Source organism: Streptomyces sp. NPDC002643, assembly GCF_053592555.1.
Genome location: NZ_JBSFVY010000022.1, coordinates 1 through 21,449, shown reverse-complemented (window position 1 = coordinate 21,449; position 21,449 = coordinate 1). Strand labels below are relative to the sequence as shown.

Below are 21,449 nucleotides of genomic sequence, written 5' to 3'. Positions count from 1 at the left end.
AGGCGCCCCGGTGTGAAGACCATCCGCAGGCCGGTAACCCTGGTTAACACCCGGAAAACTCCCCCGACGCCTCCGTGAAATCCCCGCGAACTTGTCATCGTCATGCTGCGGTCTACGCGCGTCGTCATGGGGCACAACGGCTGCGTCGGTGGATTGGGGGAGGGCCATCACCGCTGCCGCGCCGACCGCCAGCCCCACCTGGCCCGCGTGGCACATCGCGGGCGCCGGTGTCCCGGTCCTTGAGCGCCGTGGCTCGCATACGGGCATGTCGCAGCCGGAACTCGGCGGTGGCCACGTACCCGGGGGCACCGCGCAGCAGCCCTCCCGGCCGTATGGTCTGCCGCGCCCACACACCGGCTTCCACGAGCCGGCGGGTGGCCATGGCGGTCGGGCGGCCTTGCCGGGCCAGGCGTCGCGCGAGGGCGCTGGGGACCGAGCAGAGGCCGAACCACATAGGGGTACGGACCGGCTCACGACATCCCCGCGATGCGATATCCCCGCGATGGAGCAGCAGGGGATCGATCCGGGAAGGGGTGGCCTCCAGCTGCCTCAGCAGTGCGGCGATGGCGGTGGGGGGGCGGTTCGTCCAAGCCGGCCAGGCCGCGTTTGAGGCCCGCGTCGAGGATGCGCTGGGCCTGTACGCCGTAGAGGTCGAACTCGGCGCGGCGATGATGGCGTCGGCGAGCGGATCTCCCCCACCGCGAGCGAGGTCAGCACGCGGTCGGCCTTCGCGTCGTGCCGTCGGCGTGCGGCTTCCAGGCCGACTGCCCAGGGCGTCCCGCGCTCAGGGCCGCGCCCGGGAATCCACGCGGGAGCCGGCCCGCGGCCCGCGGTCTGAGGACCCGAGAACCCGAGACTCCCACGAGTCGCCCGATGGTGGATGCGTCCGGCGCCGTTCTGCCGGAGGAGCGGCTGCGCGCACTCATCCGCAGAAGTTGGTCGAGGCTTTCTGCTCGGGCAGTGCGCAACGCCGATGGGGTCACATGTCCTCGGTCGCCGTCACCATCACGTAGGGGCGGAAGACTCTATCTTCTGCCGGACGGTGCTGCCGATACTCGACATGTGAACTCCCCTCAGGAGCCGAGAGGTTGACGACATGTCGAGGTGAACCATCGTCTGGCGGACCGCGATCCGGTCTGGAGCGGGTGTCGGTGCCGTGGCTGTCGTCATGGTCGGTGCCACCGTCGTGGGTACGGGTTCGGCGTGGGCCGCGAGCAGTTGGAACGCGGCGCTCGTCAACGAGAGCGTGCCGTCGGGGACGGGCGGTGTGCTGATCCTTTCGACTGCCGGCGGGGGAAGCGGGGGGCTTGAACCCCGTCAGGACACCGCTGCCTAGGTGTTCCAGGCGGGCGACCGCGTTCGCGAGAACAACCTCGACTGCGCGCAACTCGCGCTCGGGGCCGGCCATGCGGAGCACGCTGTCGGTCTCCGCAACTGAAGCCGGTGTCCCCGCTGGTCTGCGTACCGGTTCGGAATTCGCTTTCACCGTGCCGGCTCTCACGTTCCGTATCCGACTCACCGTAAAGGAATTCAGTATGTCCAGGATCACGCGTAAGCCCCTGCTCGTCCCGATGGCTCTGGCGGCGACGGTGTCCGCGGTCGCTCTGGCCGCGTCTCCGGCGTCCGCCGCCACAATCAACATCGCTGTCGCCAGCCAGGCCATTCCCTCGGGGGCGGGCTGTGTCTACGTGACGGACGAGACCAGTGGTGGGTCGGCCGGTCCTGTCAGGTTCGCGGCGGGCGGCAGCGTCACGGTCAACGGCATCAACGTCAACCCCGGGGACTGGGTGCACTTCGACTGGCGTGATGCCAACTGCGGTCCGACGACCATTCGGAACGACACGCATGTCGCCCCGAGCAGCCTGGGGACCGTCTGGAACATCAACTGAGCGTTCCCGGGAGTGAGTCGGCTGCGGAGAGTGATGGCTTTCCGCGGCCGGCTCATGTGTGCGGGCTCCTGGTTCAGTCGCCGACCGGCGGGGTGTCCGGGTGTCCGAGCCAGCACAGGATCGCCTCTGAGCGGTTGCGCACGGCGAGTTTCCCGTAGACGCGGCTCAGATAGTTCCTGACCGTCTTGTCGGTGAGGTACATCTTCCGGGCGACGTCACCGGTGCTGAGGCCGGAGGCGAGCAGATCCATGAGCTGACGCTCGCGTGGGGAGAGGCGCGTCCGCGGGTCCGGGACGGTCGCCTTCTCCGGCCGTGTATCGCCGCGATTCCGCTCCCCGGCGCTCTCCCGGGGAGCGAACCTGATCCGCTCGGCGGCGATCGCCGGGTCGAGGATGCTGGTGCCGTGGGCGGCGCACAGCAACGCCTCGTCGAGCGGCAGGGCGTGCTGGTTCTCCAGCAGATAGCCGCCGGCCCCTTGGCCGAGTGCCAGTGACACGTCGTCCCAGTCGAGCCAGGGTGCCAGGACCAGGGTGGGCGGCAGTCCGTCGGCCGCCTCGGCCGAGAAGCGCGTCAGATCCCGCGCCATGCCGGTTCCGTAGAACAACACGACGTCGTCGCACGAGCAGATCTCGTGCGGTTCCCGGACCAGTCGGGTACGGACCCTGGAAAGAGAGGCCGGTATCAGACCGTGCCGGCTGACGAGGGCGACCGACAGCGACGTCACTCGACAAGAAGCTTTCTGATCAGCGAAGTAGAAGGGCACTACGGCTCCACTGGTGGGGGTGGGGGGCATGGGGGGAGGCTCGTGGGGGAGCCACTCCCCGGGTGCGGCAGCTCGGTGCTGCGTAAAGCGCCTGGTCGCGCTGGGTCCTACGCACCGGAAAGATCGCCTGACGAGTGTCAGATTAACTCGACTCTGACAAGTGTCAAGTAACCTGTCGGTGAGTTCCGGGATATCCGGGGTGGCGCGGTGAAGGGGGCAAGGGGGGAGCGAGAGCCGAATCCGCCAGGCGGCCGGGACATCCGGGCGCGGAGGGAACTGGCCGTCCGCCTCGGCGTCAGCCGCAACTTCATCAACGACCGCTATGGGTCCAAGGTGGCGTTCTGGCGCGCGGTGGTCGACTCGGCCCTGAGGTCGCGGTCGGCCGGCCTGCCCCAGGTGGATGACTCGGCCGACGACGCCGAACGGCTACGGCGGATCATCGCCGGCTTCTGTCGCGGCGCGGTGGGCCTCCTGGTCGGGCGGATCTTCGTCGACGAGTTCTCCCGGGGCACCGAGCGGCTGGACTGCCTCTACGGGTGTCGCGTCCTCTACGAGTGCTGCGTCGCCCCGATGCCGCGGACCATGAGCGCCTATATCGAGCGGCTCGTGGCCGAGGGGCGCATGGCGCCCGTTCCCATGGATGTGCTGTTCTTCGCCGTCATCCCGCCCGTCGCGGGCATGGTTGAAGGGCCATTGGCGCGGCGCCTGGGCGGGCCTGGCGCCGCGTCACCGAAGCAGCTCACGGACACGGCGGATTCGCTGGCGGCACTCGTGGTCAACGGGCTGCTCGCGACGGGTTCGGGGAAGCGCTCCCGGGTGTGATGCGCAGGGGTGCGCGTCAGCCTGTGGCGGGCTGTAGAACCGCTCGCAGGGCTCGCACCAGGTGGCGGCGGCGTCCCTCCGTGTCGACGTCGACCGCTGTCGTCTCCTCCTCACTGAAGAGGACGAGGAGAACCGCCTGGGCGAACATGATCTGGTGAGCGGTTCCGGCGGCTTCCGGCGTGCAGCCGAAGTGTTCGCCGAGGCGGGACGTGAAGTGGCTCGCCGCGCGTTTCATCATCGTGGCGCCGCGAGCGCGCAGTTCGGGGTCGGCCCGTCCGGTGACCATGAAGGCGTGGAACACCGAGCGCCACTCCATGAAGACCCGAAGGAACAGGTCCACCAGGCGCGCCAGCAACTCGTCCCGGTCGCCCGAGTCCTCCCACAGGGGCTCGGCGGCGCTGAGCCAGTCGGCCATGACCTTGTCCAGAAACCGGTCCTGTGCGGCGACGAGCAGGCCGTGCCGGTCGCCGAACCGGTGGTAGAGCGAGCCGTTGGACACCCCCGACTCCCGGCTGACGGCGGCGATGCTCAGACCCTCCATTCCGTGGCGGTCGAGGATCGTCAACGCGGCGTCGAGCATGCGGTCCGTCGACTGCTGACTCCGTGACTGCTGTGGCACGCGCAGTCCCTCGGTGCTCTTTCCAGAGGGCGGATGTTGTCCGGTCATGCACTGGAGCGTACACTCCAATCCATAATAGAGCGTGTCCTCTATTTCTTGCTTTCGGACCGGCTCCGGACCGGTTCCACCACCCTTGAGGAGATCGACATGCGAATCTACGACCTGCGCACCTACACCCTGGCCAGCCGCGAGGACCTGGACTTCTACAAGGACGTCGTCTATGCCAAGCACATCCCGAGCGCCAAGCTGTTCGGCATCGAGATCCACGGCGCCTGGACGAGCCCCTCGGACGACGAGCCGCGCTTGTACATCCTGGCGTCCAACCCGGAGGGCAGTGACCCCGCCGAGGTGGGCATGCGGTTCGTGTCGAGTCCCGAGTTCCAGAAGGACCTTGAGGGGTTCGACATGGCGAAGATCCTCCACGTCGATTCGGTGCTGCTGGACCCGACGGCCATCTCGCCTCTTCAGTAAGGGCGCCGGGGCGGGCGGCCGCGGTGGCGGCCCATGAGCCCCGCAGGTCGGTCACAGCCGGCTCGTGGACCGCGAGCCGGCTGTGACCGGATCGAGTCCATGACGACACAACGGGAAGGGCGGTCGACGATGGCGGCAGCGCGTACCGAGGCATCCATGGGGCGATCGCCGTCCGGCATGCGAGCTTCGCTGAAGGCCGGCCTCGTGGGGGGAGTGCTGGGGGCCGTGCTGAGCGGTCTCGTCAACTATCTGCTGGTCGGTGTGCCGAACAGTGTGGCGGCCAACGCCGTCAATCACGCCGTGAGCGGCCTCATCAGCGGTTTCACCGCAGGGTTCTTCGGACTTCTGGCGCATCGGCGCGAAGTGGCCGCAGCGCGGCAGGCTGCCGAGGGGGACAAGGTGACTGTCCTGTAGGCGAGTGCCGGGGTCCGGCCGGCCCGGCTGTCCTCGGCGATGCCGTCCGCCGGGCGGTCGGGGCGCTCGCGCCGGGGCCTTTGTGCCGATCGGCGGCTCGATGGCCCCAGGGGCAGCGTGGATGCCGTCGGCGGCGATCATGCCGCCCGCGTTGATCGCGCAGGTAGGGGCAATGCGGCGGTACGGGGGCCCGCGCGGCCGTTCTCCCGCTGGGCCGGTGCCGGTGTGATCGGCGTGGAGTGGGTGGGCTACGACATGACCTGGTGGAATTCGTCCAGATCGAGTGCGCGGATGGGCAGGGGCGACGGTCCGGCCTGGTCTCGGCGCATGCCGTCCAGGACGAGGGTGAGGTAGCGCCTCCACAGCTCCGGGGCGACGGTGCGGCTGTGCTGGGTGACGGCTCCGAGCATGATCTGGACGAGAGGGAAGTCGGTCGGCTCGATGTCGTCGCGGAGCCGCCCGTCCTGCCGGGCGCGGGAGATGACGGCGTCGACCACGGGATGGAGCCGGTCCCGGGCGGCACTCACCCGGGGTCTGCCCTGCGTCACTCCCAGCAGGAACTCTCTCAGTCCGCGGCTCTCGGCGAAGATCTGTGCGGTGGCCAGGAAGAACTCCACGAGGCCGTCCCAGGAGTCCTCGTGGGTAAGGGCCCGCTCCGCGAGCGCGATCACCCGCTCCGCCTCGTCCTCGAAGACGGCCTCGATGAGTTCCTCGCGATGGGCGAAGCGGCGATAGGCGGTGCCGACACCGACGCCCGCGTGGTGGGCGATGTCGTCGACCGTGACGTCCAGTCCTCGTTCGGCGAAGACCTCCCGAGCGGCGGCGATGATGCGCTGCCGGTTGCGTTCCGCGTCCGCCCGCAGGGGGCGCGACGGGGCCTTCCCGGAGGGCGGGGCAGGGGCGTTCTTGCTGCTCATGTGACCACTGTAACCCAAACCGGAGACGTCATCTCCGGTTTCAGTGCTACAGTGATCCAGGTAAGCGGAGATGACTTCTCCAGTTAGCGTTCCGTGGTCGGAGTGATCAGCGCGCGCCGTGGCGCCGCCCCGACCGTCCACACGTCACCTCACCCCCCTGGGGCAGGCATCGCCACACGGGGCAACGAAAGGTAGGACCGCCATGAGCAAGCCGCGCGCCCTGATCGTGGGCATGGGTATCGGAGGCCTGGCCACGGCCATACGCCTGCACGACATCGGCTGGGAGAGCCTGCTCGTCGAACGCGCCCCCCAGCGCCGGCCCGCCGGCTACTTCGTGGGGCTGTTCGAAACCGGCAGGCTCGCCGCCCAGCGGATGGGCGTGCTCGACGCGATCGGCAACCGGGCCGTCGAGGACGGCATCACGTACGACATCGACCGGGCGGGCCGCCGGCGGCCGGGCCTCGGATACGGCGATCTGCCCGGCAGCCCCCGGCTGCTGCTCCGGGGTGACATCGAAGGTGCCCTCTACGACAGCGCTGTGTCCGTCACCGACATCCGCTACGGCACCACCCCGGTGGCCGTCGAGGAGCACGCCGACGGCGTGGACGTCACGCTGCGCACCACCGCGGCGGACGAGACCGTCACCGAGACCACGGAGCGCTTCGACCTCGTGGTGGGCGCCGACGGCCTGCGCTCCACCGTGCGCCAACTGACCTTCGGCCCCCACTCGGACTACCTGCGCCCGTTCAACCACATCATCGGCGCCACGGTCCTCAAGGAAGCGGTGCCCGGCTTCAGCGTCACCGACGGCATGATCCTGGCGGAACCGGGCCGCTCCGCCTGGGTGTTCCCCTTCACCGACCACCAGCCGGGGCTGCTGCTCAGCTATCGCACCGAGAACGAGGACGAGGAGTTCACCCGCCCGCCGGTCGAGTCGCTGCGCCGTGCCTTCGGCCCCGAACCGACCGGGCCCGTGCTGGAGAACCTCCTGCAGCAGTTCGAGCAGGCCGACGACGTCCTCTTCGACTCCGTCCACCAGGTGGTGATGCCCGCCTGGCACACCGACCGGGTCGTCCTCCTCGGCGACGCCGCCTGGTGCCTGACGCTGTACTCCGGAATGGGCGCCTCCAGCGCGATCTCCGGTGCGGACCTGCTCGGCACCCTGCTGCAGCGCAACCCGGGCAGCCCCGCCCGTGCCCTGCGTGAGTGGGACCAGAAGCTGCGGCCGTTCATCGACAACATGCAGGAGCACGGCCGTAAGGAGCTGGTGCAGTTCGTCCCCCAGACCCGCAAGGACAAGCTCGCCCGCACCCTCACCACATCGCTGGCGGGCAACGCGGTCGGCAAGCGGGTGATGAAGAAGCTGATCGCCCCTGCGTTCAAGGCCAAGTCCCTCGACCCCGCCGCGACCTGACCTGCCGGCCCGTCGGCATCCGACCCCCCCACCCCCCACCGGAACACTCGGGCGAGGCCACCTGTCGGCACGGCCGGGCCGCACCCCTCGCCGAAGGAGACACGATGAACAACCCCCACCCCACCATGGTCGACGCCGCCGGCGAACTCGCCGCGAAAGACCCCGAGATGCTGGACTCCTGGTGGTTCGCCGCCAGGCTGCACGACGACGAGACCACCTTCTGGGCGAAGATCCACGTGGCGCAGTTCCAGGGCGGCTGCCTCAGCACCGTCGCACTGCTCCAGGAACCCGACGGCCACTCCAGCGTCCGGCACGTGCCCGAAGCCATCCACGAGGTGGCCCTGTCCGCGACCTCCCTCGATGTGAGGACATCGGTCCTGGCGGTGAGCGGGGACCTCGACGCGATCGAGATCTCCGGGGACACGGACACCGCCTCGATCCGGCTCGGCCTCCGACGGGAGGACCCCGTGCTCTACAACGGCGGAGCCGGAGTCTTCCCCTTCTTCGACGGAACGACCGTGCAGTACGCACTGCCCGGACTGACCACGTCAGGGACGATCACCGTCGACGGGATCACCCGTCAGGTCGGCGGTCGTACCTGGTTCGACCGCCAGTGGGCGGCCACGGGCGACGATCACCTGGCGTTCACCTGGCTCGGACTCGACCTCGGCGCGGGCCGCTACCTCAGTGTCTGGGACACCGTGGGGGACGGCACGTCCTGGCTCACCGCACTCAAGCCCGACGGCACCCACACCCTCACCCGCGCCCGGCGGACCGGCGGTGACGGAAAGTGGACCCTGACCGTCCCGGACCTCGACGCCTCCCTCGAGATCGCTTACCGCGAGCTGCCGGGCCGCCCCGAGGGCTCCCTCTATACCGGTGTCTGCTCGGTGACCGGCACCTTCGAGGGGCGGGACATCACCGGGCACGGCTACACGGACGTCCTCGGGTGAGTCCTGGAGGCCTTCGCGTCCTCGTCGCGAGGCGAGCTCCCTCACCGCGCGGGACGACCTTTACTTGACGTCTGTCAGGAATCTACTTGACGCCTGTCAGGTATCCGACTAATCTGACGGATGTCAGACGGTCTTCCGGTTTGCCGGCAAGGATCTTGGCCGCACGGTGTACGTCACCGTCAACGCGGGAGTTCCGACGACGGCCGACCCCGCCACCGGGCTCCCCGTACGCCTTCGACCGCGAATGGTGCGAGTCGCTCCACTTCACCGGTTCCCCGACCGGGATGCCTGGGTGAGGCCTTCGCTGTGACCGGCGAAACCACTCGAAGTCCCCCGAGGGAGGAACCATGAGCGACATCAAGAGCACGGCCCTCAAGGCCGCCACGGAACTCCTCGGCCACCTGCCGGACGGCTTTTCCGCCACGAGATCCACCGGGTCATCGCCGACGGTGACCTCGCCGCCGTGCACGGCACCTACCACGGTGTCGGCCCGGTCCCCCTGGTCGCCTTCGACGTCTTCCGGGTCGATGCGGACGGCAAGATCGCCGAGCACTGGGACGGCCTCGCCCCGCAGGTCGCGGACACCGTCTCCGGCCGCTCCCAGACAGACGGTCCCACCGAGAGCACCGGCGCCGACAGGACCGAGGCCAACCGGGCCCTGGTGACGGAGTTCGCGCAGAAGGTGCTCGTCGGCGCCGACTACTCGGTGCTGACCGACTACATCTCCACCGAGACCTACCACCAGCACAACCCCGAGGCCGCCGACGGGCTCGACGGCTTCGAGGCCGCCGCGACGACCTGGGCCGAGCAGGGCAAGAACCTTCTCTACAAGAAGGTCCACAAGGTCATCGCCGAGGGCGACTTCGTCCTGCTGCAGTCCGAGGGCGAGTTCGGCGGCCCGGTCGCCTTCTACGACCTCTTCCGCGTGGCCGACGGCAAGATCGCCGAGCACTGGGACGTCGTCATGCCCGTCCCCGCCGAACTCCCGCACGACAACGGCCTGTTCTGACCGACCCATGCTGTCGACGCCCCGTAGGAGGGGCGTGGACGCCGGCCTTCCGGCCGGTGCACATGTGAAAGGAACCCCCCATGCAGACTCCGACCATGAAGGCAGCACGCATCCACCGGCAGGGCTCGCCCGACGAGCTCGTCTACGAAGACGTACCCATTCCCTCGATCAAGCCGCACGAAGTACTCGTCCGTAACCGTGCCGCCGGAATCAACTTCGCCGACATCGAGCGCCGCCGGGCCGGCTTCTATCCCGTGCCGGTGACCGAGTTCCCGGCCATCCTGGGCGGTGAGTTCGCGGGGGAGGTCGTCGAGGTGGGCGACGCGGTCTCCGGCGTGAGCGTCGGCGACAAGGTCTTCGGGATCGTCGACGCCAAGAGCTCCGGCTGCTACGCACAGTACGTCGCGACGTCGGCCGACAACGTCATCCCCATGCCGCACGGCATCGACTACGCCGACGCGCCGGCGCTGCTGATCCAGGGTCTGACCGCGTACTTCCTCGTCCGCGACGGAGTACGGCTCGCCAAGGGCGACAGCGTCCTGATCCTCGCCGCCGCGGGCGGGGTCGGCTCCTTCGCCGTGCAGATCGCCCGGCTGATGGGAGCGGGCCAGATCATCGGCACGGCCAGCACGCCGGAGAAGCGGCGTCTCGTCGGCGAGCTGGGCGCGGATGCCACCATCGACTACACACAACCCGACTGGCATGCCGAAGTGCTGCGCCTCACCGACGGCCGGGGCGTGGACGGCGCGATGCTCAGCACCAGTGACGAGACGTTCAACCAGACGCTGGCCTCTCTGGCGCCCCGCGGACGCGTCGTGGTGTTCGGCGGTGCCAACGGAGGACTGCCGGTCGTCGACTTCGCGGCCCAGATCAGCACCGGCCGGCTCGGGATGAACCAGACCCTGGGCTTCTTCGGCCTGCACTACTACCAGGCCCACGCCCGCGACGAGATGAACCAGGCCCTCGACGAACTGGCCGAGCACGTCCGCAGCGGACGCCTCCGGCTCTCCCACGGCCGGCGGATGCCACTGTCCGCGGCGGCCGAGGCCCACCTGCTGATCGAGAGCCGGCAGACCACCGGAAAGGTGGTCCTGCTCCCGTGGGCGGACTGACCTCGCCCCACCACGACGGGCGACCGGGGCGGAGAACATCCCCCTGAACCCCGGCCGGTGGCGTCCGCCCCCCCTCTCGGACGCCACCGGGCCCGGTCCCACGTCCCGTTCCCGGCCGGAGCAGGACACGTCACCGAGCCGCCCCGACGCCCTCGAACGCCGGCGAGGCGAGGCCGCCCGTGCGGCCGCGAACCCCTTTGCGGGGGGAGCGCGCGGCCCACGGACCGTGAAACGCGCCCACGGGCGGACCGGCGGCATCACCCGGAGGAGCCCGTGTGCGGTTGCACAGCCTTGATCTGAACCTGCTCATCGCGTTGCGGGCCCTGCTGGACGAGCGGCATGTGACCCGGGCCGGGCAGAGCGTCGGTCTCAGCCAGCCCGCCATGAGCGACGCCCTGGCCAAGCTGCGCCGTCACTTCGGCGACGAGCTGCTGCTGCGCCACGGCACCCAGTACGACCTGACGCCGCTGGGCCTGCTCCTGCGTGACCGCGTCGCCGAGAGCCTGGACAGCGTCGAGCGGACGTTCCGGATACGCGGTGACTTCGACCCGACGACAAGTGACCGCACGTTCACCCTCATCGCGGGCAGCAACGGGCTCGCGGTCTTCGTCAAGCCTCTGATGGACCGGCTGCGTGACGCGGGTCCCGGTATCCGGGTGAGAGTGCGCGATCTCCACTCGTTCGGGGAACTGGAGCCGGCGCTGCGCGCGGCGGACGGTCTTCTGGCACCGCGCGGATTCCTCAGCGGCTATCCCGCGATGGATCTCTACCAGGACGAATGGGTCTGCCTGCGGGCCGCGGACCGCGACGTCAAGGGCGGGCCGCTCACGCTGGAGGAGCTGGCGGAGCGTCCGTGGGTCCTCGCCCACGACCAGCGGCGCGCTCAGAATCCGGTGGTGCGGTATCTCGCGGCTCTGGGGATGGAACCCCGCGTGGAGTTGCTCATCGAGGACTTTCTCGGCCTGCCCCCGATGGTGGCGCACACGGACCGGATCGCCGTGCTTCCCAGCCGTCTGGCGGCCTGGTTCGGCGCGTACGAGGCGTTGGACTTCTCTCCGCTGCCCGTACCGGTGCCGCCGCTGACCGAGGCTTTCTGGTGGCATCCCGCACACTCCCGGGACGCCGGCCACGTGTGGTTCCGGCGACTGGTGAGCAGCACCTCGCAGACCTTGGCCGAGTAGCCGGGTGCGCGCGTTCACCTCGGGCTATCGGTCGTACCGATCTCTCCATACGAAAGATCTGTTGGCCTGATCAGGCAGGGGGCTGCCACCGTCGAAGCGGGCCGCAGGATCGCGTCGGCGAATCCCCGGGCACATCGCAGCGGCCGACTCGTACACCGGTCCCGCATGAGGAGGCCTTTCATGTCGCGTCCGCCCACGCCCCTCGATCCCGCCAAGCCCCGTGAGGCGATCGCCGCCGCGGCGGCCCGTTTCTCCAACTGGGGCCGCTGGGGCGAGGACGACGTGCTGGGCACGGTGAACTTCATCGACGCGGACACCCGCATGCGGGCCGCCTCGCTGGTCCGCCGCGGTGTCTCGTTCTCCCTGTCCATCGAGTTCGGCTCGGACGGACCGCAGACCGGCGACGGCGGACGGATCAACCCGCTGTACACGGTGCGCGCCATCGAGACCGGCGACGCCGGCGACGACGTGCCCTTCCCCCCGCACGGCTTCGGCGGCGTCGACGACATGGTGGTCATGCCGTTGCAGTGCGCCACCCAGTGGGATTCCCTGGGGCACGTCTTCGACCGAGGCCAGGCATGGAACGGCCGTGACGCCGCGCAGGTCGCGAGTGTGCGGGGGGACCGGGTCACCGGCGTACAGACCCTGGCCGCGCCGCTCGTCGGCCGTGGCGTACTGCTCGACGTGGGCCGGGCGCTCGGGACGGACGGCGAGCTCGCGGACGGCTTCGCCATCACGGCGGACCACCTGGAGGAGACGATCGCCTCCCAGGGCGCGACGTCCGCGGTGGGCCGAGGAGACATCGTCCTCGTCCGCACCGGCCGTCTGGCGCGGGCCCGCCGCGAGGGATGGGGGACGTATGCGGGCGGGCCGGCGCCGGGGCTGTCCTTCACCACCGCGGGCTGGCTGCACGGCACGGAGATCGCCGCGGTCGCCACCGACACCTGGGGATTCGAGGTCCGGCCGAACGAATTCGACCGGTCCTTCCAGCCCCTGCACCAGGTCGTCATCCCTCATATCGGCATGCCCGTCGGGGAGATCTGGGACCTCGACGCGCTGGCCGCCGACTGCGCCGCCGACGGGGTGTACGAGTTCCTGCTCGCCGCCGGCCCCATCCCGTTCACCGGTGCCGCCGGCGCCCCAGTCAACCCTCTCGCCGTCAAGTAGGCCCGCCATGACGACCGTTCCGCCGCGCACCGCCGCCGCTCTGTATCGCATGCCCACCGCCTTCGGCCCGCAGCCAGGACCGCGCCAGCGGCCCGACGGCGGGCGCTGGACCGCCCCCGACCGGGGCCGCACGACCCAGCTCTCGGTGCGGGTGCCGTCCGACCCGGACCGCCTCGTGGCCTTCCTGCCCGAGCGGTTCACGCTCGACGGCCGCCACTACACGGTCGTAGCGGCCGAGTTGCGGGATCTGCCCTGGCTCGCGGGCCGCGGCTACAACCTGCTGTCCGTCAGCGTCCCCGTGGTCTACCACGGCGGGGAGACCGTGCGCGGCGACCTGGACCTGGTCACCTGGGAGAACCTCGCCGACCCCATCATCTCCGGGCGGGAGGAGCTGGGGTTCAGCAAGCTCTACGCCGACCTCGGCGACCTGCGCACCGAGCCCGGGACCGGCACGCTGTCCATGTCCGCCGCCTGGGACGGCTTCACCTTCGCCCAGGTGTCGGGTCACACGCTCACCCCGCCCGCACCCGCGCCCGATGCGCCGGCGCCCGAGCCGCGGCCGTATCTGCACCACCGGTGGGTGCCCGCCCCCGGGCGGTGGGGCGAGGCCGACGCGGACGACGTCACCTGCACCGGCCTCGCGGCGGCGTCAGAGACAAGGCTCGTCAGCGTGCGGACCGGCCAGGGCGCCGTGGCGTTCGAGCCCGCGACCTTCGAGCAGTTGCCGACCCTCCACCACATCGTCAATCCGCTCTCGGAGCTGCCCGTCCTCGGGACACCCAGCGTCACGCTGACCGTGACCAGCGGCTACGCCGACCACTACGACGTCCGCGTGCTGGCCTGAACCGCATCCAGCGGAGCACAGCACCTCATCTGCCAGGAGGCACCATGCCCAGTGTCCGCAACGTACTTGTCGTCGGAGGCGGAACCGTCGGCAACACCCTCACCATCCTGCTGCGCCGGTCGGGCATCGAGGTCGACCTGGTCGAGAAGGACCCCGAGTGGGGTGCCCACGGCTCGGGCATCACGCTGCTGGGCAACGCCCTGCGCGTCCTGCGCGAAGCCGGCGTCTGGGACCAGGTCGAGGCCGCAATCGCGCCCACGCCCGCCCATCTGGACCAGTGGAAGTACGGCGGTCCGGACCTGCCCGGTGTGTGCGGGATGTACCGGCCCACCCTGCAGGCGATCCTCAGGGACGCCGTCCGCCGCTCGGGCGCCCGGGTCCGGCTGGGCAGCACCGTCGAGAAACTGGTGGACACCGGCGACCGGGTCACCGCCACCCTCGACGACGGCACCGTCGCGGAATACGACCTCGTGGTCGGCGCCGACGGCATCCACTCCGCCACGCGAGCCATGATCGGCATCCCGGACCTCCCGAGCCCCACGGGTCTGGCGATCTGGCGTGCGTACGCCAGGCGTCCCGAGGGCCTGGAACACGTTGTCCTGGAACACGGCACCGGCCCGCAGTACATCACCGGCTACAACCCGATCAGTGCGACCCACCTGTACACCTTCATCATCGAGGACGCCCGGGACCGGTCCGCGCTGCGGCAGCTCGACCAGGTCGCCGAGTTCCGGCGGCTGACCGAAGGGCTCGGAGGCTTCTGGCCCGCCATCCGCGAGTCGGTGACCCAACCGGGGCAGGTCGACTACCGCAGCCTCGACCACCTGCTGGTCGACTCCCCGTGGCACCGGGGCCGGACGATCGTGATCGGCGACGCGGCCCACGCCTGCCCGCCCACCCTCGCCCAGGGCGCCGCCATGGGCCTGGAAGACGCGCTGGTCCTCGCCGAACTCCTCACCAACCACGACACGTTGGACCAGGACCTCTTCGACGCCTTCACCGCACGCCGCTTCGACCGGGTGCGCAGTGTCGTGCGGACCTCGGTCGAACTGTGCGACGTCGTACGGACCCCCGAGCGCGCGGTGGACGCCGCGACCCTCACGACGAGTCTCTACCCACTTCTCCGCCGGCCCGCCTGATCACGCGAAACATGAAACGGAGCCCCACGATGCCCGACCGTCTGATCACCCATCTCCGCCACGTCGACCTGGCGGTACCGGACTTCTCCCGGCAACTGGCCTTCTACCAGGACCTGTGGGGCCTGGAGAGGGTGGCCGACGACACCGGCCTCGCCTTCCTGGCGGCCGTCGGCTCACCCGAGCAGTATGTCGTCCGGCTGCGCGAGGCCGAGCAGAAGCGCGTCGATCTGATCGCGTTCGGCGCCGCCACGGCGAGTGACGTCGACGCGCTCGCCGCCCGTCTGACACTGGCGGACGTACGGCTGATCACCGAACCGGGGAAGCTCGACACTCCCGGCGGCGGCTACGGATTCCGCTTCTTCGACCCGGACGGCCGCGTCGTCGAGGTCTCCGCGGACGTGGCCGCCCGGGCCCACCGTCAGGTGGAGGAGAAGGAGTCGGTGCCGGTGCGGCTGTCGCACGTGGTCATCAACTCGCCCGACCCCGAAGTCCTGGTCGCGTTCTACGAGAAGCACCTGGACTTCGCCCTCTCCGACACCCTCACCCACCCGAAGATCGGCGGCGCCATGTGGTTCATGCGCTGCAACCCCCGGCACCACAGCTTCGCCATCGCGCGCGGCCGGCACGCCTCACTGCACCACGTCTCCTTCGAACTGCGCGGCATCGACGAGTACCTGCGCGGCACCGGCCGGCTGAAGCGGGCGGGCGTGGAGCTGATGTGGGGGCCGGGCCGTCACCTGGGCGGTGACAACACCTTCAGCTACTTCATCGACCCCAGCGCCAACGTCATGGAGTACACGACCGAGTTGGAGCTGCTCGACGAGGACACCTGGCATCCGCACATCTACGACTTCAGCGACCCGATGGTGCAGGACCAGTGGGGCACGGCCAACTCGGTCGAGGACATGATGGCCAAGTCGCCCGCCGACCTGCCCGACCCCGTCTTCGTCGCCCCTCCGGTGTGAGACGTCAGCCGGCCCCACCACTGATTTCCGTACACACCGGCCCTAGGGACACAGACATGTACGAGTACTTTCCCGGCAACTACACATGGAACCTCTCCGTCGTCGCCGTGCTGAACAGCGGCGGCACGATCGACGAGGTGGACCGAGCCTGCCGCCCCCTGAGGGAGGCGGCCCGGCGCGGCGAGGACGCGGGCACCGAGGACTTCCTCGCCGCCTGGACCGCCGTCGCCGACAACCTCGTCGAACTCGCCGAACTGGACGAGGCGGCGGGCCGGCACTTCAGCGCCGCCGCCAAGTACCACCGGGCCGGCTCCTACCTGATCCTCGCCGAGCGCATGCAGGCTCCCGGCTCGCCCGGACGACTCGCCGTCTACCAGCGGGCGGTGGGCCTGCACCACCGGGCCATCAAGCTCGGCGGAGAGGACATCGAGATCGTCGAGATCCCGTACGGCGACTCGACCCTGCCCGCGTACTACATGCCGGCCCGCACCGCGGACGGCTCGCCCGCGCCCTGCGTGATCCAGTGCAACGGCCTGGACAGCTTCAAGGAGAGCATGCTGTTCTCCGGGTTTCCGCAGGCCATGGCCCGCCGTGGTGTCGCGACCCTCATGGTCGACCAGCCAGGTACCGGAGGGGCACTGCGGCTGAACGGGCTGACGGCAACCGTGCGGGCCGAGGACTGGGCCGCCGCCTGCGTCGACCACCTTCAGACCCGGCAGGACGTCGACGCGGACCGGATCGGCATCGTCGGCTGGTCGCTCGGCGGCTACTACGCGCCGAGGGCCGCCGCCTTCGAGAAGCGGCTCAAGCTGTGTGTCGCCTGGGGCGCCAACCACGACTGGGGCGAGATGCAGAGGCGCCGCCTGGAACGCGAGGGTGAGCGCCCGGTACCGCACTACTGGGACCACGTGATGTGGGTGTGGGGGCACGAGGACCTCTCCGAGTTCATGAAGGCGGTCGAGGAGGTCACCCTGGACGGAGTGGTCGAGAAGATCACCGTCCCCTTCCTCATCACCCACGGCGTGAACGACCGGCAGATTCCCGTCGAGTACGCCCACCGCAGCTACGAGCAGGCCGTCAACAGCCCCAAGCGCGAACTGAAGATCTACACCGAGCGCGAGGGAGGCGTCGAGCACGTCCACCTGGACGGCCCGCACAACGCCACCGACTTCATCGCCGACTGGGTCGCCGAGACATTCGGTTCACCGACGCGGCCTGCCTGACCCACACGAGCTGACCCGCAGAACAAGACCCCCGGCCTTCCCGGCCGGGGGTCTTCGGTCTGCCCCACAGAACCCGCCCCCCGCAGAACCCGCCCCACTGGACGAAAAGACCCCCGGCCGGGAAGGCCGGGGGTCCTCAGCATCGCTTCGTAAGGGGGCCTCGTCGGCCCGGGCGGGTCAGGCCCAGCCCGTGGGCTCCACCATGGTGTTACGCAGGTCCGTGATCAGTCCCTCGGCGTTGACGGTCGCGAACTCGTGGCCTTGCCCGGTCGCGAGGCGGCCGTCCTTGCCGCGTCCCACCTGGGCCCAGTGGCACTCGATCCTGCCGTCGTCGAGCACGGTGCTCTTCCACATGTGCTGGCTGTCCACCATCGACGAGGTGAGGTTCCGGTAGAGCTCCTTGATCGCGGGCAGGCCGGTCACCGGTTCGAGGAACTGGGCGAGCTGCACGGTGGCGTCCGGCGCGAAGAGCTCGAACAGCTCCTCCAGCACGCCGCGGTCGTGCGCCACGCGGTCGAAGATCCTGATGTAGCGGTCGATCACGGTCTCGTTCGGGTTGGTCGATCCGGCCTTCGTGACCGTCTCAATCGCCTGAGTCATGACACTGCCTCCGTTGATCTCTCGCACCGGAACCGTTCCGGTGGCTAACTCTGTTTGGTCTCCTGGTTGGCCGTGATCAGCGCGACGACGGCCGCGCGCTTCTCGCGCAGCGCCCGCATGCCTTCTTCGGCGGTCGCGCGGACCTCGGCAGGGTCGGCTTCCTCGGGACCCAGCAGGGCCGTCACGGCGGTCGCGATGACCGCGTAGGGGTCGGCGACGGTGATGCTCTGAGGGGTCTGCGGGCGGGTGACGTTGCTGAGGAAGCCACCCATCAGCGCCTGAAGCGCGTAGGCCTGTTCGTCGAGGGGCCAGTCGGTACGGACGAGCCGGTGCCGGCGCCACACCGGCAGCACGGTGTACATCAGCGCGGCGGGGCCCGCCAGGTCGAGCAGTTCCATGCTGCGTGGCTGCTGGGTGAGGACACCCAGCAGGTCGGCGTCGCCGGTCTGCAGGGCCTGAACGAACGGGCGGTCGACGGCGCCGCGGATGAGCTGTGGGCAGAGCCGGTGCGGGCGGCACTGTTCGTGATCGGCGCTCAGCGTGTCGATCCCGTCGTCGAGGACGGCCAGGAAGTCCCGGGCGAACAGGCCGAACAGCAGGTCCTGCTTGGTGCCCCAGTACAGATACGCCGTGCCCTTGCCGACGTGCGCCTTCTCCGCGATCTCGGCCACGGTCAGGCCCTTGACGCCGCGTTTGAGGACCAGGTCCCTGGCGGCGGCGAGGATTCGGGTGGCCGTCGCGGAGTCGTGTTCAGCCGATGCAGTCATGGTCGCGTCCTTGCCTGTACTAAGAGGTGGTCCCGGGGAGCGGGACCGGCCTCATGCTAGGGCGAGGTCCGTGTCCTTCAGCCGGCCCGCCTTGTCCCTGGCCTGCAACTGCTTCAGCAGGTGCGAGGTGCCGGGGAGCCGCATCCCCACGTTCATGGCCTTGCGCAGAGCCAGCTCCTTGTTGTTGGCCGGGACGAAGAACATGCGCTGCTGGACCCCGTTCTCCTGGAACACGTCGACGTGGGGCCGCAGCGCCTGCTCCCAGGCGGCCAGGGCGTGGCGCACCTCCGAGTGGCGCTCCAGCATGGTCCCGAGCAGGTCCGCGCCGGTGATCCCCATCGAGACGCCCATGCCCGCGTAGAGGCTGACGCACCAGGCCGAGTCACCGACCAGCACGACCCGGCCGCGCTGCCAGCGGTCCATGCGTGTCTGCTCGACCGAGTCGAACAGCAGGTCGTCCGCCTTGTCCAGAGCGTCCAGCACCTCGCCGAGCACCCGGCCGGTGGGCTCGGTGCCGAACGCCGCGCGCACCCGCGTGGCCGGCGGCTCGGTGAACTCGGCGTCGACATCGTCGGTGTGGTAGCTCATCAGCACCGTCTGAGGACTGCCCGCGAAGGGGAAGAGCCACATCGACCGGTTGGGTTCCATCAGGATCGCCCCGTCGTCCGGATGGATCTCGCTGAGCGGGCCGGGGAGCTGGAAGGCGACCGCCATGTAGTTCAGCCGGTGCAGGTACTTCTCATGCGGGCCGAAGACGAGGGACCGCACGGTGGAGCGCAGTCCGTCCGCGCCGACCACCAGATCGAACCGCTCGGTGACAGTGGTGTCGTCCGAGGTGTCGGTCAGCGTGACGTCCACACCCTCGGCGTCCTGCTCGATCCGGGTCGGCACGGTCGAGTAACGGATCTCCACGTCCTTGGGAAGGGCCGCGAAGGCGGCCTCCTCCACATCGCCGCGCACCATCATCCAGGGGCTGCCGGGCAGGTCTCCGTAACCCAGACCGAGCCTCCGGTTCCCCGCGCGGTCGATCTCGTACTGACGGCCGCCGACGGGTATCCGGTCCTGCAGATTGTCCAGGATGCCCAGGCGTTCGGCGGGAGGCCGCCCCCCGCCGAAGAGAGCGATGAAGTATCCACCGGTGCGCCGCGCCGGGGCCCTCTCGACGATGACCGGGGTCCAGCCGACCTGCTTCAACCGCAGGGCGGTCGCGATCCCGCTGATCCCCAGACCCACAACCAGTGCCCGGCGGTTCTTGCTGTTGCTGTTCGTGATCTCCATGCCCTCCATGTTAGAGGAACTGACCAGATTCGTCATCTGGTCAGTTCGTGATGTGGGTCACTTCGCTGTGTGGGTGACGGGCGGTCGGGCGTGCGGGCGTCTCGGGGCTGCGAGGAGCCTCCAAGGAGCGATGGGTGTCGCCTGCGGCAACCTTCGGCGGTCGGGAATCCATGGCGAGAGTCGACCGCTGGTCGAGCACGGCCGCGCGCGAACGCCGACCACGCATCCTGACCGTCCGGGGATTCCCCCATGGCCGACGGATATGTGATCGGCGTGCCGGAGCCGGCGGCTTCGGCGTTCTGTGGCCGTGAGCGGTCGCGGGGCGGCGACGCTCACGTCGGTGTCGCGGTACTGCTCACTTCAACAGAGGCTCGGCGTGTTCCCGCAGCCATTCCCGTACGGTGATCGGCTTGCGCCCGAGTGTGCGCTCGACGAAATCGTTGCGGGCCCAGACGACTTCGTTCTCCCTCTCGTACTCGAAGAACTCCCAGAAAGTCGAAACGAGCGGGCCGAGCCGGCCGGAATACGCCTTGAGGAAGGCTTCCTCGCTGCCGTCGTAAGTGATCTTCTCCCCGAAGACCTCGCTCATGAGCTCGGCGACCTCACTGAAGCGCATGAGATCGTGGCCGTTGTTCAGGGTGTGGAACTGGCCGATGTGCCGATGGTTGTCGGAGAGGAGCAGGCGTCCCGCGACTTCGGCGATATCGCGCGGGTCGATGAAGGGGATCAGGCGGTTGTGCCAGATGAGCTTGCGTTCGCGACTCAGGCCCTCCTTCATCCAGAAGAAATTGTCCATGAACGTGGCGCCGATGTTGAGATAGGTCACCGGCAGGCCGCTCTCGTCAAGAATGTGCTTGACGACCGGATGCTGAACGGGCAGTCCGAGCCTGTTGTCGCGGATGGACTGCGGGATGCGCCGTTGGTTGGCCTCCGGCTGCATGCCGACGGTGCGCAGGACGTGGATCGCGGTGCCCGCGTGCTGGAGGGCGGCCACCATGTTCGTCATGGCGGGCCGTTCGTCCGTTCCGCCGGGGGTGTTGACGAAGACTCCCTCTATCCCCTGCACGGCGGATTCAAGCGAGGGGAGGTCGAAGTAGTCCGCGACAACCACCTCGGCCTCGGGGAAGCCGCGGCGAAGATCGTCGACGCGCTCCGGCTTGCTGCTCACCAGGCGCAGTTGGATCTGCGGTGCCTCGCGGCGGAGAAATTCAGCCAGTGGCCTGCCGATGTGACCGGACGCGCCGAAGATGAGAACGCTGCGCGGAACGGGTTTGCTGTTGATGCTTTCGGCCATGGGAATTCCTTTCGGGATGCGTGCGTGGAGGGTTCGGCGCCGACGGGACTCAGCCGATGGCGCACGCCTGGCATTCACCGGATGAAAAGTGCCGGCACCGTGCTGGGAAACTCGCCGCGACGGCGAGAGCACGCGCGGCCGTATTCGGCTGCGCACCATTGCTCTGGCGCGGTTGCGGCGCACCGATGGGGTGGGCGATCCGCTGATGTCGGGACAGGGATTGCGACACCACTCATGCCGGGCGGGAACTGCCCGGCCGGGGTCTCACCGCGGCGCGCCGACTCCGCCCGGTGAGGGTGGCCCGGTTCAGCGGGGTCGTGTCGAAGCCACCGGAGCCCACGGCCGCACGCTCGATGCGGCGATGCATGCTCACGCTCATGATTCCAGGTTAGCCAAACTGACCAAATTGTTCAATTCGTTCAGCCTGGGTGGCGGACGTACCTGCTCATGGAGGTGGCCGGTGATGGGGAGCCGGCTGGTGACGCACCGTCGCCCCTCCGGGAGCCGGATCGGCTAAGGCGTCGTCTCATTTGGTGAGTCTGCGGTAGCAGATGAGGCTGCAGGCGATGGCGGTGAAGGCCAGGAAGTGTTCGGCCTTGCGTTCGTAG

22 protein-coding genes are annotated in these 21,449 nt (G+C 69.3%); 14 read left to right on the top strand and 8 right to left on the bottom strand.

Annotated elements, in window-relative coordinates; translation table 11 throughout:
• Window positions 1-1,535 precede the first annotated feature (1,535 nt).
• Entirely contained in the window at window positions 1,536-1,889 is a 354-nt protein-coding gene (locus tag ACWD4G_RS29555; RefSeq protein WP_451298705.1) for a hypothetical protein, read from the top strand.
• Window positions 1,890-1,962: 73 nt separating this feature from the next.
• Here the strand turns inward: ACWD4G_RS29555 and ACWD4G_RS29550 are convergent, their stop codons facing one another.
• Window positions 1,963-2,613, bottom strand: a complete 651-nt coding sequence (locus ACWD4G_RS29550) for a helix-turn-helix domain-containing protein (RefSeq protein WP_451298703.1) — start codon at window positions 2,611-2,613, stop codon at window positions 1,963-1,965.
• A gap of 246 nt (window positions 2,614-2,859) precedes the next feature.
• Between ACWD4G_RS29550 and ACWD4G_RS29545 the strand changes: the two genes are divergently transcribed.
• Entirely contained in the window at window positions 2,860-3,474 is a 615-nt protein-coding gene (locus ACWD4G_RS29545; protein ID WP_451298701.1) for a TetR/AcrR family transcriptional regulator, read from the top strand.
• A 16-nt stretch (window positions 3,475-3,490) separates the two neighbouring features.
• On the opposite strand, the gene ACWD4G_RS29540 is transcribed toward ACWD4G_RS29545, so the two are convergent.
• The gene (locus ACWD4G_RS29540; RefSeq protein ID WP_451298699.1) at window positions 3,491-4,141 is read right to left on the bottom strand and encodes a TetR/AcrR family transcriptional regulator; all 651 of its coding nucleotides are present in this window, start codon (window positions 4,139-4,141) and stop codon (window positions 3,491-3,493) included.
• Between the two features lie 99 nt (window positions 4,142-4,240).
• Between ACWD4G_RS29540 and ACWD4G_RS29535 the strand changes: the two genes are divergently transcribed.
• Together ACWD4G_RS29535 and ACWD4G_RS29530 are read left to right on the top strand one after the other, a co-directional pair.
• A complete protein-coding gene (locus tag ACWD4G_RS29535) occupies window positions 4,241-4,564 on the top strand; it encodes an NIPSNAP family protein (RefSeq protein WP_451298697.1) in 324 nt (107 codons plus the stop codon).
• A gap of 156 nt (window positions 4,565-4,720) precedes the next feature.
• Window positions 4,721-4,978 (top strand): hypothetical protein, encoded by a 258-nt coding sequence (locus ACWD4G_RS29530; RefSeq protein ID WP_451298695.1) that lies wholly within the window; start codon window positions 4,721-4,723, stop codon window positions 4,976-4,978.
• Window positions 4,979-5,226: 248 nt separating this feature from the next.
• Here ACWD4G_RS29530 and ACWD4G_RS29525 read toward each other — a convergent pair whose 3' ends face one another.
• A complete protein-coding gene (locus tag ACWD4G_RS29525) occupies window positions 5,227-5,895 on the bottom strand; it encodes a TetR/AcrR family transcriptional regulator (RefSeq protein ID WP_451298693.1) in 669 nt (222 codons plus the stop codon).
• Between the two features lie 202 nt (window positions 5,896-6,097).
• On the opposite strand from ACWD4G_RS29525, the gene ACWD4G_RS29520 reads away from it, so the two are divergent.
• The 10 genes from ACWD4G_RS29520 to ACWD4G_RS29475 all read left to right on the top strand — a co-directional run bounded on the left by ACWD4G_RS29520 (window position 6,098) and on the right by ACWD4G_RS29475 (window position 16,902).
• On the top strand, window positions 6,098-7,309 hold the full coding sequence (locus ACWD4G_RS29520) for an FAD-dependent monooxygenase (protein ID WP_451298691.1): 1,212 nt from the start codon (window positions 6,098-6,100) through the stop codon (window positions 7,307-7,309).
• 104 nt (window positions 7,310-7,413) lie between these two features.
• A complete protein-coding gene (locus ACWD4G_RS29515; RefSeq protein ID WP_451298689.1) occupies window positions 7,414-8,262 on the top strand; it encodes a lipocalin-like domain-containing protein in 849 nt (282 codons plus the stop codon).
• A 463-nt stretch (window positions 8,263-8,725) separates the two neighbouring features.
• A complete protein-coding gene (locus ACWD4G_RS29510) occupies window positions 8,726-9,271 on the top strand; it encodes an ester cyclase (protein WP_451298687.1) in 546 nt (181 codons plus the stop codon).
• A gap of 80 nt (window positions 9,272-9,351) precedes the next feature.
• Complete coding sequence (locus tag ACWD4G_RS29505; protein WP_451298685.1) at window positions 9,352-10,383, top strand: quinone oxidoreductase family protein; 1,032 nt, start codon at window positions 9,352-9,354, stop codon at window positions 10,381-10,383.
• Between the two features lie 275 nt (window positions 10,384-10,658).
• Window positions 10,659-11,564, top strand: coding sequence for a LysR family transcriptional regulator (locus ACWD4G_RS29500; RefSeq protein WP_451298683.1), 906 nt, complete (start codon window positions 10,659-10,661; stop codon window positions 11,562-11,564).
• A gap of 180 nt (window positions 11,565-11,744) precedes the next feature.
• The gene (locus ACWD4G_RS29495; protein WP_451298681.1) at window positions 11,745-12,731 is read left to right on the top strand and encodes a cyclase family protein; all 987 of its coding nucleotides are present in this window, start codon (window positions 11,745-11,747) and stop codon (window positions 12,729-12,731) included.
• 7 nt (window positions 12,732-12,738) lie between these two features.
• Window positions 12,739-13,575, top strand: coding sequence for an acetoacetate decarboxylase family protein (locus ACWD4G_RS29490; protein ID WP_451298679.1), 837 nt, complete (start codon window positions 12,739-12,741; stop codon window positions 13,573-13,575).
• Window positions 13,576-13,619: 44 nt separating this feature from the next.
• A complete protein-coding gene (locus ACWD4G_RS29485) occupies window positions 13,620-14,714 on the top strand; it encodes an FAD-dependent monooxygenase (protein WP_451298677.1) in 1,095 nt (364 codons plus the stop codon).
• A 29-nt stretch (window positions 14,715-14,743) separates the two neighbouring features.
• On the top strand, window positions 14,744-15,679 hold the full coding sequence (locus ACWD4G_RS29480; protein ID WP_451298675.1) for a VOC family protein: 936 nt from the start codon (window positions 14,744-14,746) through the stop codon (window positions 15,677-15,679).
• A gap of 56 nt (window positions 15,680-15,735) precedes the next feature.
• A complete protein-coding gene (locus ACWD4G_RS29475; RefSeq protein ID WP_451298673.1) occupies window positions 15,736-16,902 on the top strand; it encodes an alpha/beta hydrolase family protein in 1,167 nt (388 codons plus the stop codon).
• A gap of 177 nt (window positions 16,903-17,079) precedes the next feature.
• Here the strand turns inward: ACWD4G_RS29475 and ACWD4G_RS29470 are convergent, their stop codons facing one another.
• The 5 genes from ACWD4G_RS29470 to ACWD4G_RS29450 form a co-directional block, all read right to left on the bottom strand.
• Window positions 17,080-17,502, bottom strand: coding sequence for a nuclear transport factor 2 family protein (locus ACWD4G_RS29470; RefSeq protein ID WP_451298671.1), 423 nt, complete (start codon window positions 17,500-17,502; stop codon window positions 17,080-17,082).
• Window positions 17,503-17,546: 44 nt separating this feature from the next.
• Entirely contained in the window at window positions 17,547-18,269 is a 723-nt protein-coding gene (locus tag ACWD4G_RS29465; protein WP_451298670.1) for a TetR/AcrR family transcriptional regulator, read from the bottom strand.
• Window positions 18,270-18,320: 51 nt separating this feature from the next.
• Entirely contained in the window at window positions 18,321-19,547 is a 1,227-nt protein-coding gene (locus ACWD4G_RS29460) for an FAD-dependent monooxygenase (RefSeq protein ID WP_451298668.1), read from the bottom strand.
• A 355-nt stretch (window positions 19,548-19,902) separates the two neighbouring features.
• Window positions 19,903-20,841, bottom strand: a complete 939-nt coding sequence (locus tag ACWD4G_RS29455; RefSeq protein WP_451298666.1) for an NmrA family NAD(P)-binding protein — start codon at window positions 20,839-20,841, stop codon at window positions 19,903-19,905.
• Between the two features lie 232 nt (window positions 20,842-21,073).
• Window positions 21,074-21,220, bottom strand: a complete 147-nt coding sequence (locus tag ACWD4G_RS29450) for a hypothetical protein (RefSeq protein WP_451298664.1) — start codon at window positions 21,218-21,220, stop codon at window positions 21,074-21,076.
• Between the last annotated feature and the right edge of the window lie 229 nt (window positions 21,221-21,449).

What these genes read in the sequence shown, in the direction of transcription:
- ACWD4G_RS29480 (WP_451298675.1), top strand. Translation starts at nt 14,744, where the DNA reads ATGCCCGACCGTCTGATCACCCATCTCCGCCACGTCGACCTGGCGGTA.
- ACWD4G_RS29460 (WP_451298668.1), bottom strand. Translation starts at nt 19,547, where the DNA reads ATGGAGATCACGAACAGCAACAGCAAGAACCGCCGGGCACTGGTTGTG.
- ACWD4G_RS29530 (WP_451298695.1), top strand. Translation starts at nt 4,721, where the DNA reads ATGGGGCGATCGCCGTCCGGCATGCGAGCTTCGCTGAAGGCCGGCCTC.
- ACWD4G_RS29475 (WP_451298673.1), top strand. Translation starts at nt 15,736, where the DNA reads ATGTACGAGTACTTTCCCGGCAACTACACATGGAACCTCTCCGTCGTC.
- ACWD4G_RS29485 (WP_451298677.1), top strand. Translation starts at nt 13,620, where the DNA reads ATGCCCAGTGTCCGCAACGTACTTGTCGTCGGAGGCGGAACCGTCGGC.
- ACWD4G_RS29505 (WP_451298685.1), top strand. Translation starts at nt 9,352, where the DNA reads ATGCAGACTCCGACCATGAAGGCAGCACGCATCCACCGGCAGGGCTCG.
- ACWD4G_RS29515 (WP_451298689.1), top strand. Translation starts at nt 7,414, where the DNA reads ATGAACAACCCCCACCCCACCATGGTCGACGCCGCCGGCGAACTCGCC.
- ACWD4G_RS29490 (WP_451298679.1), top strand. Translation starts at nt 12,739, where the DNA reads ATGACGACCGTTCCGCCGCGCACCGCCGCCGCTCTGTATCGCATGCCC.
- ACWD4G_RS29470 (WP_451298671.1), bottom strand. Translation starts at nt 17,502, where the DNA reads ATGACTCAGGCGATTGAGACGGTCACGAAGGCCGGATCGACCAACCCG.
- ACWD4G_RS29495 (WP_451298681.1), top strand. Translation starts at nt 11,745, where the DNA reads ATGTCGCGTCCGCCCACGCCCCTCGATCCCGCCAAGCCCCGTGAGGCG.
- ACWD4G_RS29465 (WP_451298670.1), bottom strand. Translation starts at nt 18,269, where the DNA reads ATGACTGCATCGGCTGAACACGACTCCGCGACGGCCACCCGAATCCTC.
- ACWD4G_RS29555 (WP_451298705.1), top strand. Translation starts at nt 1,536, where the DNA reads ATGTCCAGGATCACGCGTAAGCCCCTGCTCGTCCCGATGGCTCTGGCG.
- ACWD4G_RS29450 (WP_451298664.1), bottom strand. Translation starts at nt 21,220, where the DNA reads ATGAGCGTGAGCATGCATCGCCGCATCGAGCGTGCGGCCGTGGGCTCC.
- ACWD4G_RS29540 (WP_451298699.1), bottom strand. Translation starts at nt 4,141, where the DNA reads ATGACCGGACAACATCCGCCCTCTGGAAAGAGCACCGAGGGACTGCGC.
- ACWD4G_RS29525 (WP_451298693.1), bottom strand. Translation starts at nt 5,895, where the DNA reads ATGAGCAGCAAGAACGCCCCTGCCCCGCCCTCCGGGAAGGCCCCGTCG.
- ACWD4G_RS29520 (WP_451298691.1), top strand. Translation starts at nt 6,098, where the DNA reads ATGAGCAAGCCGCGCGCCCTGATCGTGGGCATGGGTATCGGAGGCCTG.
- ACWD4G_RS29455 (WP_451298666.1), bottom strand. Translation starts at nt 20,841, where the DNA reads ATGGCCGAAAGCATCAACAGCAAACCCGTTCCGCGCAGCGTTCTCATC.
- ACWD4G_RS29535 (WP_451298697.1), top strand. Translation starts at nt 4,241, where the DNA reads ATGCGAATCTACGACCTGCGCACCTACACCCTGGCCAGCCGCGAGGAC.